This window comes from Shewanella sp. MEBiC00475 (assembly GCF_005234075.1).
Classification (GTDB): domain Bacteria; phylum Pseudomonadota; class Gammaproteobacteria; order Enterobacterales; family Shewanellaceae; genus Shewanella; species Shewanella polaris.
In genome coordinates, this window is sequence record NZ_CP039928.1 from 994,994 (window position 1) to 1,011,036 (window position 16,043).

At 40.8% G+C, this 16,043-nt stretch carries 17 protein-coding genes; 2 read left to right on the forward strand and 15 right to left on the reverse strand.

The annotated features are described in order from the left end of the window. Positions 1-26 precede the first annotated feature (26 nt). The 7 genes from tyrA to ffh form a co-directional block, all read right to left on the reverse strand. Positions 27-1,166, reverse strand: coding sequence for a bifunctional chorismate mutase/prephenate dehydrogenase (gene tyrA, locus FCN25_RS04290; protein WP_137222287.1), 1,140 nt, complete (start codon positions 1,164-1,166; stop codon positions 27-29). A gap of 11 nt (positions 1,167-1,177) precedes the next feature. Further along, entirely contained in the window at positions 1,178-2,269 is a 1,092-nt protein-coding gene (locus FCN25_RS04295) for a 3-deoxy-7-phosphoheptulonate synthase (RefSeq protein ID WP_137222289.1), read from the reverse strand. Positions 2,270-2,620: 351 nt separating this feature from the next. Beyond that, positions 2,621-2,974 carry a 50S ribosomal protein L19 gene (rplS, locus tag FCN25_RS04300; protein ID WP_137222291.1) on the reverse strand — a complete coding sequence of 118 codons (354 nt, stop codon included), beginning with the start codon at positions 2,972-2,974 and terminating at the stop codon, positions 2,621-2,623. 33 nt (positions 2,975-3,007) lie between these two features. After that, positions 3,008-3,754, reverse strand: a complete 747-nt coding sequence (gene trmD, locus FCN25_RS04305) for a tRNA (guanosine(37)-N1)-methyltransferase TrmD (RefSeq protein ID WP_137222294.1) — start codon at positions 3,752-3,754, stop codon at positions 3,008-3,010. 15 nt (positions 3,755-3,769) lie between these two features. Next, entirely contained in the window at positions 3,770-4,300 is a 531-nt protein-coding gene (gene rimM / locus FCN25_RS04310) for a ribosome maturation factor RimM (RefSeq protein WP_137222296.1), read from the reverse strand. Between the two features lie 21 nt (positions 4,301-4,321). Then, positions 4,322-4,573: a 30S ribosomal protein S16 gene (rpsP, locus tag FCN25_RS04315; protein WP_011638368.1), complete on the reverse strand. Its 252-nt coding sequence runs from the start codon at positions 4,571-4,573 to the stop codon at positions 4,322-4,324. A gap of 228 nt (positions 4,574-4,801) precedes the next feature. Next, entirely contained in the window at positions 4,802-6,175 is a 1,374-nt protein-coding gene (ffh, locus tag FCN25_RS04320) for a signal recognition particle protein (RefSeq protein WP_137222298.1), read from the reverse strand. A gap of 284 nt (positions 6,176-6,459) precedes the next feature. Between ffh and ccsA the strand changes: the two genes are divergently transcribed. Beyond that, a complete protein-coding gene (gene ccsA / locus FCN25_RS04325; protein WP_137222300.1) occupies positions 6,460-7,248 on the forward strand; it encodes an inner membrane protein YpjD in 789 nt (262 codons plus the stop codon). A 152-nt stretch (positions 7,249-7,400) separates the two neighbouring features. After that, positions 7,401-8,681, forward strand: coding sequence for an HlyC/CorC family transporter (locus FCN25_RS04330; RefSeq protein WP_137222302.1), 1,281 nt, complete (start codon positions 7,401-7,403; stop codon positions 8,679-8,681). Positions 8,682-8,739: 58 nt separating this feature from the next. Here the strand turns inward: FCN25_RS04330 and FCN25_RS04335 are convergent, their stop codons facing one another. The 8 genes from FCN25_RS04335 to lepA all read right to left on the reverse strand — a co-directional run bounded on the left by FCN25_RS04335 (position 8,740) and on the right by lepA (position 15,944). After that, a complete protein-coding gene (locus FCN25_RS04335) occupies positions 8,740-9,267 on the reverse strand; it encodes a DUF962 domain-containing protein (RefSeq protein ID WP_137222304.1) in 528 nt (175 codons plus the stop codon). A gap of 117 nt (positions 9,268-9,384) precedes the next feature. Next, complete coding sequence (acpS, locus tag FCN25_RS04340) at positions 9,385-9,765, reverse strand: holo-ACP synthase (RefSeq protein WP_137222306.1); 381 nt, start codon at positions 9,763-9,765, stop codon at positions 9,385-9,387. Then, positions 9,765-10,502, reverse strand: coding sequence for a pyridoxine 5'-phosphate synthase (gene pdxJ, locus FCN25_RS04345; RefSeq protein WP_137222308.1), 738 nt, complete (start codon positions 10,500-10,502; stop codon positions 9,765-9,767). Before pdxJ ends, acpS begins: the two co-directional genes overlap by 1 nt. A 109-nt stretch (positions 10,503-10,611) precedes the next feature. Continuing rightward, the gene (recO, locus tag FCN25_RS04350) at positions 10,612-11,325 is read right to left on the reverse strand and encodes a DNA repair protein RecO (RefSeq protein WP_175405924.1); all 714 of its coding nucleotides are present in this window, start codon (positions 11,323-11,325) and stop codon (positions 10,612-10,614) included. A 45-nt stretch (positions 11,326-11,370) separates the two neighbouring features. After that, positions 11,371-12,375, reverse strand: coding sequence for a GTPase Era (gene era / locus FCN25_RS04355; protein WP_137222312.1), 1,005 nt, complete (start codon positions 12,373-12,375; stop codon positions 11,371-11,373). After that, on the reverse strand, positions 12,372-13,052 hold the full coding sequence (gene rnc / locus FCN25_RS04360) for a ribonuclease III (RefSeq protein ID WP_137222314.1): 681 nt from the start codon (positions 13,050-13,052) through the stop codon (positions 12,372-12,374). The genes era and rnc overlap by 4 nt, the downstream gene beginning before the upstream one ends. Then, positions 13,052-13,966, reverse strand: coding sequence for a signal peptidase I (gene lepB, locus FCN25_RS04365; RefSeq protein WP_137222317.1), 915 nt, complete (start codon positions 13,964-13,966; stop codon positions 13,052-13,054). Before lepB ends, rnc begins: the two co-directional genes overlap by 1 nt. 187 nt (positions 13,967-14,153) lie before the next feature. Further along, entirely contained in the window at positions 14,154-15,944 is a 1,791-nt protein-coding gene (gene lepA / locus FCN25_RS04370; RefSeq protein WP_137222319.1) for a translation elongation factor 4, read from the reverse strand. Positions 15,945-16,043: the final 99 nt, after the last annotated feature.

Below are 16,043 nucleotides of genomic sequence, written 5' to 3' on the forward strand. Positions count from 1 at the left end.
AATCATTCATTTAACGCTAACTAAAGTTAACTCCCTTTCATATCGTTAACGGATTGCAACATTGCTCGACTTTCCTGTTGGAACTGCGGAGCAAAATCGCCAAACCATTTGGCGACTCGTTGAAATTGCGTAATAAATTCTTGGCGGTTACCCGATTTCAACATGGCTAAAGCATCACGGTAGTTATCGAGGTAGTCGCTAATGGCATGCTGACTTCCTTGCTGTGCAAAAATAATATCGGCATATAATTCGGGATCTTGAGCAAATAATCGCCCAACCATTGCCAACTCTAAACGATAAATGGGTGAGCTAAACTGCAACAAGTTATCAATATCAGCTTCTTCTTTACACAGGTTTAGACCATAAACGAAAGTCGAAAAGTGACGCATAGCCTGTACTAACTGCATTGCTTTATCATGCCGTTCAGCTTCTGCTTCAACGATGCGAGCGCCCCAAATTTCAATTTGTTGTAATAACCACTGGTAAGTTTCGGCTTGGCGACCATGACATACCACCACAACCTGTTTTGCAAGGCTGCCTACATCTGGTCCAAACATTGGGTGTAAACCCACTACAGGGCCTTTATGGGCTTCAAGCATTGCTGCTAGTGGTTTTTCTTTAATCGACGTTAAATCGGCTAAAATACAGGTTTCTGGTAATTGAGTTAACTTTTCTACAATCACATCACAAGTAACATTAATCGGCACTGTAACAATTACTAAGCCAGCACCATCAAATATTGCTTCAGCATCCTGCCAATCATTTTTATCAATACTTTTTACCTGATAACCCGATAAAGTGAGCATTTGGGTAAATAATTGTCCAAGTTTACCTTCGCCACCAACCACCACAACATGACCTAAATCTTGCTTAACTTGCTTAAAGCCCACATCTTTTTCATTCAGATAAGACTCGCGCATTAAGCGACGTAAAATATCCTCAATCAACTGAGGTGAAATATTCATTTTTTGCGCTTCAGCTCTACGTTTGGCTAACATTGATGCTTCACGCTGAGGTGCATAAATTGGCACCCCTGCAGAATGTTTAACCGCGCCAACTTGAGCAACTAAATCAAGACGTTTCCGCAGTAAATGTAACAATTGTTGGTCAACGCCATCAATTAAATCTCGCAGATTTTCTAGATCAGCAGTAGTCTTTTCGTTCATGTGTTTATTCATCAACCGTTGGCAACCTGTAGTGTATCGAACCGAGTCGGTAATACTGCAGACAACTGGTTAGCGCCTTGTCTTAAAATAGTTTCAGTGACGTCCCAATCAATGCATGCGTCAGTAACAGATACACCATATTTTAGCTCTGCTAAGGGTTTATCTGAACTCTGATTACCTTCATTGAGGTTACTTTCAAGCATAACACCAATGATAGATTTATTGCCTGCTTCAATTTGGTTAAATACATCTTCACAAACCTGTTTTTGGCGCTGGTGATCTTTTGAGGAATTACCATGGCTGCAATCTACGACTAAACGCGCACTGAGTTTTGCCTTATGGATCTGTACCTCACTTTCTGCAACACTAGCCGCATCATAATTAGGCGCTATGCCTCCGCGTAAAATAATGTGCCCATCTGGATTCCCAGCCGTTTTAAGCAACGCAACTTGGCCTTCTTGATTAATTCCCATAAAACGATGACTATTAGCAGCGGACTTTAATGCATTGATTGCTACCTCTAACTTGCCATCGGTACCATTTTTAAAACCTACCGGCATAGATAGACCTGAAGCCATTTCACGATGAGTTTGCGACTCGGTGGTTCTTGCGCCAATTGCAGACCAAGTAACTAACTCAGACATATACTGTGGGCTGATCGGATCCAGCGCTTCCGTAGCGATAGGTAATTCAAGCTCTGCAAGCCAAATCATGAGTTCACGAGCCATTCTTAGTCCTTTTTCAACATCAAATGATTCGTCCATATCAGGATCATTAATCAAGCCTTTCCAACCGACGGTTGTGCGAGGTTTCTCGAAGTACACTCGCATTAAAATGTAGAAGTCGTCACTGAGCTCATCATGTAACTTTTTAAGTTTTAATGCATACTCTTTTGCCGCTGCAATATCATGGATGGAGCAAGGCCCCGTCACTACAAGCACGCGATTATCGCGTTTGTGGACAATATCGGATACTTGTTTACGTGCATTAAGAATATATTGATAAGCATGAGTTGATAATGGAAGTTCTTGCTTTAACTCTGCTGGAGTCACTAGCACTTGCTCTGAACTGATGTACACATTATTAATGGTATCTTGTTGCATACTTAACACTCTCTTTTGACAACTGACCTGCGGTCACTAATAGGTTTGTTTTATTGGTATTGGATAGCTAATCTGTATTTTTGTAACGCTACACCATTACACATTAGAGCAACTATGCCTGTACCAAGGTCCGAGAGCAAGGCTTATTTACACAAAGCATAAAAAATTACTTAATCGATGATATTTCGTGCACAAGAACAACGCCAACCATACGCTCTGTGTTTGCACGCTGTGAACGCTTTTCTCGTTGTGATTAAAAGCCTCACAATTTTTAAAAGCCCCACAAACAAAAACCCGCCTTTCGGCGGGTTGTTGTGCGAACACTGCATCTTTATTCTGTATCGGTAACTATTACTTAGTTGCCAATTTTTCACGGATACGTGCAGACTTACCTGAACGCTCACGTAAATAGTACAGTTTAGCGCGACGAACACGACCGCGACGCTTAACTTCGATGCTAGCAATTAATGGGCTATGCGTCTGGAAAGCACGCTCAACACCTTCACCATTAGATATTTTACGTACTGTGAATGCTGAATGCAGACCACGGTTACGCTTAGCGATTACCACACCTTCAAAAGCCTGAAGACGCTCTTTTTCACCTTCTTTAACACGCACTTGAACTACTACTGTATCACCAGCACCAAAATCAGGCACATCTGTTTTCATTTGCTCATCGTTGAGCATTTTAATGATGTTGTTCATAATTACTCCATCCTAGTAATAACTGAGCGTTGACTATGCGGACTTGTCCGTTTCATTCACGAACTGCGCTAATAAAGTCGTTTGTTCGTCAGTCAGAGCTAGATTTTCAAATAATTCTGGTCGTCTCAAAAAAGTTCTTCCGATACTTTGTTGTAAACGCCAGAGTCTAATTTTTTCGTGGTCACCGCTTAGCAGCACTGCGGGTACGTCAAGACCATCCAATTGTTCAGGGCGAGTATAATGAGGACAATCCAGTAATCCATCAGAGAAAGAATCTTGCTCTGCTGACGCTTGCTTACCTAATACACCAGGTACTAAGCGAGCCACTGAATCGATTAATGTCATTGCTGGTAATTCGCCACCCGAAAGTACGTAATCACCGATAGACCATTCTTCATCAACTTCTGTTTGAATAATGCGTTCATCAACACCTTCGTATCGACCACACACTAAAATCAAACTATGTGATTTAGCCAACTCAGTTACGCCTTGCTGATCCAGCTTACGTCCCTGAGGAGACAGATAAATCACTTTTGCCCTATCACCTGCAGCTGCTTTAGCTGCATGGATAGCATCACGCAAAGGTTGCACCATCATCAACATACCAGGTCCACCACCATAAGGTCGGTCGTCCACAGTATTATGTCTATCATGGGTGAAATCCCGAGGATTCCACGTTTGCACCTTTAGCAGGCCGTTTTTCACGGCTCGACCCGTAACCCCAAAGTCTGTAACAGCACGAAACATCTCTGGAAACAGGGTTATTACCCCTAACCACATATGTTGCACCTCGACTTAGAAGTCAGGATCCCAATCCACTAAAATCTGTTTCCCTTGCAAATCCACCTGTTTGATGAACTGCTCAGGGACAAAGGGGATCATACGTTCCGCTTTGCCGAAGGCATCTTTGGCATTAGCTTTAATCAATAATACGTCGTTCGATCCTGTTGCCACGATCTGATCGACTGTACCCATGTTATAGCCGTTTATATTGGTCACTTCGCAGCCGATAAGATCACGATGATAGAATTCACTGTCATCCAATTCTTTCATTTGCTCAGACTTAATGGCAATTTCACAATTTGTGAGCATTTGCGCATCTTCTCTGGTAGCAACACCTTCTAGTTCAGCCACAACAGCTTTACCTTGAAAACGCCACTGAGCAACCTTAACTTCACGCCAAACGCCTTGTTCTTTTATAAGCCAAGGCGAATAATCGAAAATACCTTCAACAGAATCGGTATAGGAAGTGATTTTTAGCCAACCTTTAATACCATGACTGGAGCCTAACTTACCCAGTACAACTAGTTCTTGGTCACTACTCATCTATCTATACCTTATACGCAATTAAGCAACAGCTTTACGCGCGTCTTTGATCAGTTTTGCAACACGCTCAGATGTTGCAGCGCCAGTAGCAACCCAATGCTCAACACGATCAAGATCTAAACGTAAAGTTTCTTCTTGGCCACGAGCCAATGGATTGAAAAAACCAACACGTTCGATGAAACGACCGTCACGAGCATTGCGGCTATCAGCAACAACGATATTGTAAAATGGACGCTTTTTTGCGCCGCCACGAGCTAAACGAATGGTAACCATGCGTTTTATTCCTCTAATGATTTGCTAGAAGCAAAAATAAAAACTGGAACTCCGTGTTCGCAAAGAGTCCCAGAAAGAAAGCCGGAAGATTTTACCTGACTTTTGAACTATTGCAACCTAAACCGATGATTTTTAGCTCATCGGTTTTGTTGTAATAAAGCCAAGCATTTAACCTAACCAACTGATTGAATGTAAGTAAACTGATTTAATACTTGAAAGATGTTGTTATTATCTACCAGGAAACTTCATCCCTGGAGGTAACATTCCGCCCATTCCACGCATCATTTTCTTCATTCCACCCTTACCAGACATCTTTTTCATCATTTTCTGCATTTGGGTGAATTGCTTCAATAAGCGGTTAACATCTTGAATTTGAGTGCCAGAACCGACAGCGATTCGACGTTTACGAGAACCTTTAATGACATCTGGATTTTTGCGTTCTTTAGATGTCATCGAATTAATAATGGCTTCCATCTGACCAGTCATTTTACCATCTTGAACTTGAGCTAATGCTTCTGGTGGTAATTGTCCTACACCCGGAAGTTTCTCAATCATGTTCATCATCCCGCCCATGTTTTTCATTTGCTGTAATTGCTCACGAAAATCTTCAAGGTCGAAACTGCCACCTGACTTAACTTTTGAAGCCAGTTTCATCGCTTTGTCTTTATCGACGCCACGTTCAACTTCTTCAATTAATGATAACACGTCACCCATACCTAAAATGCGTGACGCAATACGGTCTGGATGGAACGGTTCTAATGCATCGGTTTTTTCACCAACACCTAAGAATTTAATTGGTTTACCCGTAATACTACGAATAGATAACGCCGCACCACCACGAGCATCACCATCGACTTTTGTTAAAATAACACCCGTTAATGGTAACGCTTCATTAAATGCTTTAGCTGTATTAGCGGCATCTTGACCTGTCATCGCATCAACAACAAACAAGGTCTCAACAGGATTAACAGTGGCATGCAGCTGTTTGATTTCATCCATCATGGCTTCATCAACATGCAGACGACCTGCTGTATCAACAATGACCACATCAATGAATTTTAATTTTGCATAGCTTATTGCTGCTTTAGCAATATCTACCGGCTTTTGGCTCACGTCAGATGGAAAGAACTCGACTTCGACTTCTTCTGCTAGTGTTTCAAGCTGTTTAATCGCTGCAGGGCGATAAACGTCAGCGCTGACCACCAGAACGGATTTTTTATGACGTGTACGTAAAAATTTACCTAATTTTGCTACTGAGGTTGTTTTACCCGCACCTTGAAGACCCGCCATCATAATAACGGCAGGAGGAATAGCCGCTAAGTCGAGGGCTTCATTCGCCTCACCCATGGCTCTTTCAAGTTCGCTTTGAACAATTTTAATAAAAGCTTGCCCTGGGCTTAAGCTTTTTGACACTTCTTGACCCACAGCGCGTTCTTTTACGCTGTTAACGAAGTCTCTAACAACAGGTAAAGCGACATCCGCTTCAAGCAGTGCCATACGCACTTCACGAAGGGTTTCTTTAACGTTGTCTTCTGTTAAGCGACCACGGCCACTAATGTTTTTTAATGTGCGTGACAGTCTGTCAGATAAATTTTCAAACATTGAACGGCTCTTTTAAGCATATCGATAATTGAACCTATTATACCCAAGCCACTCCAAATTACGATACTTGCAACACGAAGAACTCAAACACAAACTCACTTTAACGTAAATTAATTACCGCTTAAGGCAGGAAACTGTTAAATTTTGAGTCTTAGGTCACTGCCCTATTGGGTCCTGATCATGTTAATCTAAGACAAATAATGAAAATGTGATGTTTTGATAGTATTGTTCAACACTCACTACGCATTTTTTCAGCATAAACTACTTTGATAGGTTGATTTTTAATGGTTATTTTTTCAGCGGCAGCCATGCTATTTTATTGCTTAGCGTTGGTTTTAGTCACAAGCCGACTTTTTCACATCGAAGGACCAAATCGCAAAGCGGTCATGGTGGCTTCAGGTCTTGCTGTGATCATGCATGGATTTGCGCTTTCAGATGCTATTTTTACAGCTGATGGACAAAATTTTAGTTTAACCAACGTAATTTCCTTGGTTAGCTGGATGATGGCATTAGCCTTTACCATTACAATGCCGCGACTTAAAGTGATCATTGTTGTTCCTGTGGTATATGCCTGTGCAATAATATCTGTGGCACTTTTATGGTTACTGCCGCCACAATATATTACTCACTTCGACATGCACCCAGAACTTCTCGCACATGTCGTGTTATCACTAATGGCCTACAGTGCTTTATTGATTGCTGCTATGTACGCTGTTCAACTATGGTTTATTCAAAATAAGCTTAAGAAAAAACAGATGATGATGAGTCCAGCAATGCCGCCATTAATGACGGTAGAGAAACAACTATACCATCTCATTATTATTGGTTTTATTTTATTAAGTTTGTCACTAGTGACCGGATTTGTTTTTTTAGAGAATATGTTTTCTGATGGTCAAGGGCATAAAGCGGTATTATCAATAATTGCTTGGATTGTGTATGCCGTTATGTTGTGGCAACAGTATACTGTTGGCTGTAGAATTCGTACGGCAGTGATTTACAGTTTATCTGGCGCTGGCTTACTGTCTTTAGCTTACTTTGGCGCTAGAATAGTTAAAGAGTTGATATTAAACTAGTTTTAATATCGGTTTCACTCAAAAAACATTTTGCCTCATTTAAAAATAAACAAGATAACTTGACTCTAACGGCCAATAATAAATAATGGCCGTTAAATTAATGACTATTTGACCTTTAGGTCAATTTCACACCACCTCATGGGGCCCCTTTTTTGGACGCTATATCTACCAGCGCACTTCTTATTTTTCTTTTGGTTTTAATTGTGATTTCTGCTTATTTCTCTGGCTCAGAAACCGCCATGATGAGCCTCAACCGCTACCGCTTACGACATCTCGCTTCCAATGAGCATAAAGGTGCCCTTCGAGCCTTAAAGTTACTCGATCGCCCAGATAGACTTATTGGGTTAATACTCATTGGTAATAATCTGGTTAATATTCTAGCCTCGGCCATTGCGACGATTATCGGTATGCGCTTGTTTGGTGACATGGGTGTTGCTATTGCTACAGGTGTTTTGACCATAGTGGTGTTAGTGTTTGCTGAAGTCACACCCAAAACGTTTGCGGCTTTGTACCCTGAACGTATTGCATTTCCATCGAGCATTTTATTAGGCTGGTTATTAATTTTGCTTTCGCCATTAGTGAAGGCAATCAACTTAATTACCACGGTATTTCTTCGTATGATGGGTATCAAAACCGTCAAAACAAATGATGCTTTAAGCCAAGAAGAACTCCGCACAGTTGTACATGAAGCTGGAGCGCTCATTCCACAACGTCACCAAGAAATGTTGTTGTCGATTTTAGATTTAGAAAAAGTCACCGTTGAAGACATAATGATTTCACGCTCAGATATTTATGCCATAAACGTCAATGACGATTTTAAATTGATTAATAAACAAGTGACTCACAGTCCACATACTAGAGTATTGGTTTATAGAGATAATATTGATGATGCCGTAGGGTTTATTCATTTACGTGATGCATTGCGTTTACAATCAAAAGAGCAGTTCAGTAAGTCGTCTTTGCTCCGTGCAGTCAAAGAATTATACTTTATTCCTGAAGGTACCCCGCTGAACGTTCAGTTAAGTAATTTCCAGCAAAATAAAGAACGCATCGGACTCGTTGTTGATGAATATGGTGATATTCAGGGCTTAGTAACCCTAGCAGATATTCTTGAAGAAATTGTCGGAGATTTTACTACTTCAATGCTCCCCACTGCCAGTGAAGAGATTAATGTTCAGCAAGATGGTAGTTTTCTAATTGATGCTACCATTAACATTCGCGACCTTAATAAAGAAATGAAATGGGATCTGCCAATTGACGGGCCGAAAACATTAAATGGTTTAATCATTGAGTTTATCGAAGACATTCCGGCTGCGGGTACCAGTTTGCGTATTGCAGATTACCGAATTGAAGTTATTGATGTTGCAGATAATAGAATTAAAACCGTTAGGGTTTTGCCTGATAATTTACAACTAATCGATGATACTGAATAAGTAGCTTAAGGCTAATAAAAAAGGCGCTAATAGCGCCTTTTTTATTACTGGTGAATCATCATTCAGCACTACGACGTTTATTTTCCAATGCGCGGCGCTTCTCTCTTGCGATGGGTGTTATTTCAGCGGCTAACTCTTTCTCCCAACCGAAGATAAAATACAATTCCGCCATCAAAAAAAATGGTCCAATCAATAATTGATTCAAATCATCCATAAAAGCAGGTTTAGCCTTTTCATATTGATGGCCAACAAACTGTATCACCCAACCAATAATAAAAATGCTAATCGCGATATAAAATGGATGAGAGATATGAACAACTAGTTCACTGGTATATAAAACTGGCAAAATAAATAATACTAAACCAAGTGCCAAGCGCAAGTGAAGTGCCATGTAATAGCCTAATACCACAACAGTTAATATCATCGCGGCACTAACTTGATAGTCCAGCCATACAAATCGAAGTGTCCCCAGCATTAAAAATGCCGACCAAATAATCATAGGCACACCAATAAAGTGAGTGTTAATATTTTTCGGGTTTAAGTGTACGCTTTTATAGGTTGAAAGTTGTTCAACTGCAGATTTCATTTTGAGTCTCTCTAGTTATAGTTATTATTTTGTTAACTTACCCCACTTCAGTGGATTTTAAAAGCCTACAAAAAAGGCGCTAATGCGCCTTTAATAAATAGCCTAATGTTATTCACATCAACTTTCTAACACAACGGTGGCTACAGCATAATATTTTTCATCGGCAATACTGATAAAACATCGATTGCCCGTTAATAGTTCAAGCCTTGCCAATGCGCCATCTGTAAAACTAATCAGCGGTGCACCATTGTCATCATTATCGATATGAATATGTTGGAACGATACCCCTCTGCCAATCCCGGTACCCAAGGCTTTTGCTGCCGCTTCTTTGGCGGCGAACCGTTTCGCCAAAAATCGCTCAGGTTGTTTTGATTGCAAGTAAGTTGTTAGTTCTGACTCTGTCAGTACCCGTTTAGCTAATCTGTCACCTAGGCGTTCTCGCTGCTCAGCTATTCGGGCTATCTCAACAATATCGGTACCTATCCCTATAATTGCCATTACTCGCCTCTACGACCTTCAAGCATAAGCTTTTTCATATCTCTGACTGCAGTATCTAAGCCATCAATAGCGGCTCTAGCAATGACTGCATGACCGATATTAAGCTCGTAAATCTCGGGAATAGCCGCTATAGCTTTAACATTGTGATAATGCAACCCGTGACCAGCGTTAACCACTAACCCTTTGCTATGGGCATATTGCGCCATTTCAGTGATCCTAGCTAACTCGATAGCCTGTTCATCATCGGTGCTAGCATCAGCATAACAGCCTGTGTGGATTTCGATATAAGGTGCACCACAAGCCACAGAAGCATCTATTTGGGCTTTATTAGCATCGATAAATAATGACACTTTAATGCCTTTTGCAGCTAAACGAGTCACTGCAGAACTTATCTTGTCTAATTGACCAGCGACATCAAGACCGCCTTCTGTAGTCAGCTCCTCACGCTTCTCGGGGACTAAACACGCATAAGCAGGTTTAACTTCACAGGCAATCGAAATCATTTCCTCAGTCACTGCGAACTCAAAATTCATTCTTGTTTTTAAGGTCTTAGCCAATAGATATACATCACGGTCTTGAATATGGCGGCGATCTTCACGTAAATGAATAGTAATACCATCAGCCCCTGCATGTTCCGCTACTGCTGCAGCATGGACAGGATCAGGATACAGAGTACCGCGTGCTTGACGAAGTGTCGCGATATGATCGATGTTTATACCTAATAATATTCCGCTCACATCGAGCTCCTTAACGTAATAAATAACACTGAGAAAACACACAAAACCAACGATGATATAAAACAGTATCGTATTGGGTTCATGTGTTTGGTTGAATAAATATTATATGCTAATCCGCTTTCTTACTGAATAATTGCCTACTTAATAATGGCTTGTTACCTAGTAATGGGGTCAGTAAATAACGCATTAACCCTTTGGCTTGATTGAACTGGTCGGGTTGTAGATCTTGCGCGGCTAATGCTAGCAACATTGCCCCAGATAAACAGCCTTTCCCATGAGAAAAATCTGATTCTTGAGTGGTTACAACTGGGAGGAAACCACTCTCGGTAATAAATCGATACTGACAATGCTTATCAAGCAAATCACCTTGGGTATCATAGGCAAGAGACGGCAAAGCACCTAACTCTAATAACAGTGCCATTTCAAAATAGCGAAGGTGACTTGAGCAAAACTGCTTAGCTAGTGCGAGTAACGCTCGGTGATAGTCTAAAAACAACCCTTCAGCTTGATGTTCCACTGATAAAAGGCGAACCAATAACTCATTAAGGTAAAAACCAGAATAGAGACTATTACCACCTAACGGCATAGCAGGCGCAGCGGCTTCAATATGAGTAATGTTTTTTAAACCCAGATTTTTTGCTTCTGATTTAGCACTGAATTGGATAATTAGAGGCTGAAATGGTTGCAAGATGCTTTTTATAGACCGTTTACCTGAGCCCACTCGGGTAATTGCATCGACCCGTCCAACGCCTTCTATCAGCAAATTGACAATTACGCTCGATTCACGAAATTGACGATGATGAAGCACATAGCCACGTTGCATAGTGGCCATGCTTAAACACAAATAATCAATAATACAAAAAAATATTTAGTCTTCGCCATAGCCCAGACTTCTTAATGCACGTTCATCATCAGCCCAACCAGATTTCACTTTTACCCACACTTCAAGAAACACTTTGTTATCAAATAATGTTTCCATATCTAAACGGGCTTGAGTTGCAATCGTGCGAATACGTTCACCTTTATTGCCAATAACCATGCGTTTTTGGCCTTCACGTTCAACCAAAATCAACGCATTAATCTGGTAAACACCATTATCCATCATTTTAAACTGTTCAATTTCTACAGTGGCGTCATAGGGAAGTTCATCCCCAAGAAAACGCATTAATTTTTCACGAACAATTTCAGATGCCATAAAACGTTGTGAGCGATCTGTCACATAGTCTTCAGGAAAATAAAATGGTGCTTCAGGTAACGATTCACGGGCCATATCTAAAATACGTTGTATGTTAGTGCCTTTAGTCGCTGATATTGGCAAAATTTCGTCGAAATCAAATTTTTGAGCCAATTCAGTTAAATAAGGAAATAACGATTCTTTATCTTTAATATTGTCGACTTTATTAATGGCTAAGATAATTTTGCGGTCATCATTACGATGCTGAAGCTTTTGCAACACCATCTCGTCATCAGCAGTCCACGTCATACCATCAACAACAAAAATAACCATTGCCACATCAGCTAACGAACTGGCAGCAGCACGATTCATTAAGCGATTAATGGCACGTTTTTCTTCGATGTGCAGACCTGGTGTATCAATAAATACAATTTGGCTTGGGCCATCGGTATGGATACCCATAATTCGATGACGCGTTGTTTGTGGTTTTTTTGACGTAATACTGACTTTTTGCCCAAGTAGCTTGTTCAAAAGTGTCGACTTGCCCACATTAGGGCGACCGACAATTGCCACCATGCCACAATAGGTTACATCAAACTTTGCATTGGCGTTTGGTGCTGCTTGGTTCATCCTTGCCAGCAGTTCATCTAAGCTAGGTTCTTGGCTATCACCTGCTGGCAAGTCTGTTTTTTTGGTCATTTATTCAGTAGCTCCAATACCTGAGCAGCAGCAAGCTGTTCAGCTTTTCTTCTTGAACTTGCCACACCGGTGACAACTTTATCTAATTCACTAATTCGGCATTCTACAGTAAAGGTTTGCTCATGCGCTTCACCCTCTACAGCGACAACTTGATAATCAGGCAATGGTTTCTTAAACCCTTGTAGATGTTCTTGTAAAATTGTCTTTGGATCTTTTTGATTAATGCCTGGTTTTATTTCAGCTAAGCGTGCTTGATACCATGATAATAATAACTTGCGGCAAACTTCAAGATCGGCATCAAGGTAGACAGCACCAATAATGGCTTCCACGGCATCGGCTAAAATAGATTCGCGTCTAAAACCACCGCTTTTGAGCTCGCCAGGACCTAAGTATAAATAGTCGCCTAATTTGAACTCTATAGCGATTAAAGTCAGGGTATCACCTTTAACCAAGGTGGCACGCATTCGGCTTAAATCACCTTCTGTCGCTTTTGGAAACTGATGATATAAGGCATCAGATATAATGATCGATAAAATCGAATCACCTAAAAACTCTAAACGCTCATTATGTTTATTTGCTGCGCTACGATGTGTTAATGCCTGAATAAGTAATTCAATATTATTAAACTCATAACCTAAAGTACGGCACAAACGCGGCAAATTTTTAATGGGTTCCATCAATGTATTCCACCTACTCTGTCAAAACGTACGCCTGTTGGTATCCATGTTGGTAACATATCACTCGGCTTACGATCAAATTCAAAACTAATCCATATGGCTACCGCTTTACCGACAAGATTCTCTTCCGGTACAAAGCCCCAGAAACGACTATCGGTACTATTATCACGGTTATCACCCATCGCAAAATACATCCCCTGAGGGACAACGAACTCACCAGCAGGAAGGCCTGCTTGAGGATAAAAGTGCTGTCTGAAATCAGGTCGCGACGGATTAAGCAAAATATCATGCTGAACATCGCCGAGTTGCTCACTTAAACGAATTAATGGCGTGCCATTTTGGCTAAACTCGCCACGGCTAATCTCGGTATGCTCAATAACATGAGCGCCAGGGCAATCTGTTTGGCTATCACATGCCTCTTGGATCATAAGTTGTTTATTACGGTAAAAAATTTTGTCCCCAGGCAAACCCACTACACGCTTGATATAATCTAGCTTTGGATTTTCAGGATATTTGAATACAAATACATCTCCGCGCTCGGGCTCACCAGTTTCAACCAGTTTGCTACGCCATACAGGGTCGCGTAATCCGTAACTAAACTTCTCAACCAATATAAAGTCACCCACTAAGAGGGTCGGCATCATTGAACCCGAAGGGATTTGAAATGGTTCATAAATAAACGAGCGTAAAATCATTACAAACGCAATCACCGGAAAAATGGCATGCGCAGTTTCAACTAATACAGGCTCACGGATTATTTTGTCTATCGCATCTGCGCTCAATTGAGCTGAATTAGCTTCTGCGGCTAATAAATTTTCACGGCGTTTCGGCGCAAAAAAGACCACATCAATTAACCAAATAATTCCGCTAACAACGGTTACGAGCACTAAAATAAGTGAAAAATAGGCTGCCATTACTGATTTATCTCCTGCTGAGTGTGTTGGATCCATATGGCTTGAGCAAAGGCTCAAAAAACTCAATCCAGTATGGTGATTAACGAATAAACATTCACCCAGTTGAGTGTTACAAAATATATAGTAAAAATAACGATAACGCCGCAATACGCGGCGTTATTTAGCACATTAATTCAATTAATTATTATTAATCGTTTAACTTCAATACCGCTAAGAATGCCTCTTGTGGCACTTCAACGTTACCGACTTGCTTCATGCGCTTTTTACCTTCTTTCTGCTTATTAAGCAGTTTCTTCTTACGCGAAACGTCACCACCATAACACTTAGCGGTTACATCTTTACGTAACGCTTTAATACTTGAACGGGCAATAATCTGACTGCCTACGGCAGCCTGAATTGCAATATCAAACATTTGACGAGGAATTAGCTCTTTCATTTTTTCAACTAAAGCCAAACCACGATGACGAATATTACTGCGGTGAATAATCATCGCTAAAGCGTCAACACGATCACCATTAATTAAAATGTCTAACCGAACCATATCTGCAGCGTCGAAGCGAATAAAGTTATACTCTAATGATGCATAACCACGGCTCGTTGACTTAAGGCGATCAAAGAAATCCATTACCACTTCTGCCATCGGCAAGTGATAAGTTAAGGCCACTTGATTACCGTGATAAACCATATTGGTTTGCGTGCCACGCTTTTCAATACATAACGTAATCACGTTACCTAAGTATTCTTTAGGCACTAATATATTGGCTTCAACAATCGGTTCACGAATTTCTTCAATGTTATTTAGTGCAGGTAAACCAGATGGATTATCAACATAAATAGTATCACCATTGTTCATGATAACTTCGTACACCACTGTGGGTGCCGTGGTGATCAAATCCAGATTGTATTCGCGCTCTAAACGCTCCTGAACAATCTCCATGTGGAGTAGACCGAGATAACCAATACGGAAACCAAAACCTAACGCAGATGATGTTTCAGGTTCAAAAAACAGAGAGGCATCATTCAAGCTTAACTTATTCAATGCATCACGGAAGCTTTCATACTCATCGGTAGAAATAGGGAATACACCGGCATAAACCTGCGGCTTGACGCGTTTAAAACCTGGAAGAGGTTTGTCTGCGCCATTTTTTGCATGGGTCAAGGTATCGCCTACAGGCGCACCATGAATTTCTTTAATACCAGAAATTACATAACCCACTTCGCCAGCACGAAGTTCTGCTTTGTCTTTTTCTTTTGGTGTAAAAATACCCACTCGATCGGCGTTATAGTTTTGTCCTGTGGACATCACTTTAAATTTTTCACCTTTCTTAAGTACACCATTTTTAATGCGAACCAAAGATACCACACCAAGATAGGCATCAAACCATGAGTCGATAATTAATGCTTGTAGTGGCGCAGATTCATCACCCACTGGAGGAGGGATTTTTGCGATAATTTCTTCTAATACTAAATCAACACCGACTCCAGTCTTTGCAGAACAACGCACAGCATCCATGGCATCAATGCCAACGATATCTTCAATCTCTGCTGCTACACGATCTGGCTCTGCCTGAGGTAAGTCAATTTTATTTAATACAGGAACGACATCCAAATTCATTTCTAGTGCGGTATAGCAGTTAGCTAATGTCTGAGCTTCTACGCCTTGACCAGCATCAACTACTAACAATGCACCTTCACAAGCAGCCAAAGAACGTGATACTTCATAAGAGAAGTCAACGTGTCCTGGTGTATCAATGAAGTTGAGTAGATAAGTATTACCATCTTTTGCATGGTAATCTAAGGTGACACTTTGGGCTTTAATCGTAATGCCACGCTCACGTTCTAGATCCATTGAATCTAAAACCTGTGCAGCCATTTCACGGTCAGTTAAGCCGCCACATACCTGAATCAGGCGATCGGATAAAGTTGATTTACCATGGTCGATATGGGCAATAATCGAGAAGTTTCTAATGTGTTTCATTATGCTGCAATGACTACTACTAAATTTGATGAAAATTAAGGTGGCAAATTGTACCTGATTAGGGGGGTAATACCAATCAGATTAACCAATAGTATCAAT

What these genes read in the sequence shown, in the direction of transcription:
- tyrA (WP_137222287.1), bottom strand. Translation starts at nt 1,166, where the DNA reads ATGAACGAAAAGACTACTGCTGATCTAGAAAATCTGCGAGATTTAATT.
- FCN25_RS04295 (WP_137222289.1), bottom strand. Translation starts at nt 2,269, where the DNA reads ATGCAACAAGATACCATTAATAATGTGTACATCAGTTCAGAGCAAGTG.
- rplS (WP_137222291.1), bottom strand. Translation starts at nt 2,974, where the DNA reads ATGAACAACATCATTAAAATGCTCAACGATGAGCAAATGAAAACAGAT.
- trmD (WP_137222294.1), bottom strand. Translation starts at nt 3,754, where the DNA reads ATGTGGTTAGGGGTAATAACCCTGTTTCCAGAGATGTTTCGTGCTGTT.
- rimM (WP_137222296.1), bottom strand. Translation starts at nt 4,300, where the DNA reads ATGAGTAGTGACCAAGAACTAGTTGTACTGGGTAAGTTAGGCTCCAGT.
- rpsP (WP_011638368.1), bottom strand. Translation starts at nt 4,573, where the DNA reads ATGGTTACCATTCGTTTAGCTCGTGGCGGCGCAAAAAAGCGTCCATTT.
- ffh (WP_137222298.1), bottom strand. Translation starts at nt 6,175, where the DNA reads ATGTTTGAAAATTTATCTGACAGACTGTCACGCACATTAAAAAACATT.
- ccsA (WP_137222300.1), top strand. Translation starts at nt 6,460, where the DNA reads ATGGTTATTTTTTCAGCGGCAGCCATGCTATTTTATTGCTTAGCGTTG.
- FCN25_RS04335 (WP_137222304.1), bottom strand. Translation starts at nt 9,267, where the DNA reads ATGAAATCTGCAGTTGAACAACTTTCAACCTATAAAAGCGTACACTTA.
- acpS (WP_137222306.1), bottom strand. Translation starts at nt 9,765, where the DNA reads ATGGCAATTATAGGGATAGGTACCGATATTGTTGAGATAGCCCGAATA.
- recO (WP_175405924.1), bottom strand. Translation starts at nt 11,325, where the DNA reads ATGCAACGTGGCTATGTGCTTCATCATCGTCAATTTCGTGAATCGAGC.
- era (WP_137222312.1), bottom strand. Translation starts at nt 12,375, where the DNA reads ATGACCAAAAAAACAGACTTGCCAGCAGGTGATAGCCAAGAACCTAGC.
- rnc (WP_137222314.1), bottom strand. Translation starts at nt 13,052, where the DNA reads ATGGAACCCATTAAAAATTTGCCGCGTTTGTGCCGTACTTTAGGTTAT.
- lepB (WP_137222317.1), bottom strand. Translation starts at nt 13,966, where the DNA reads ATGGCAGCCTATTTTTCACTTATTTTAGTGCTCGTAACCGTTGTTAGC.
- lepA (WP_137222319.1), bottom strand. Translation starts at nt 15,944, where the DNA reads ATGAAACACATTAGAAACTTCTCGATTATTGCCCATATCGACCATGGT.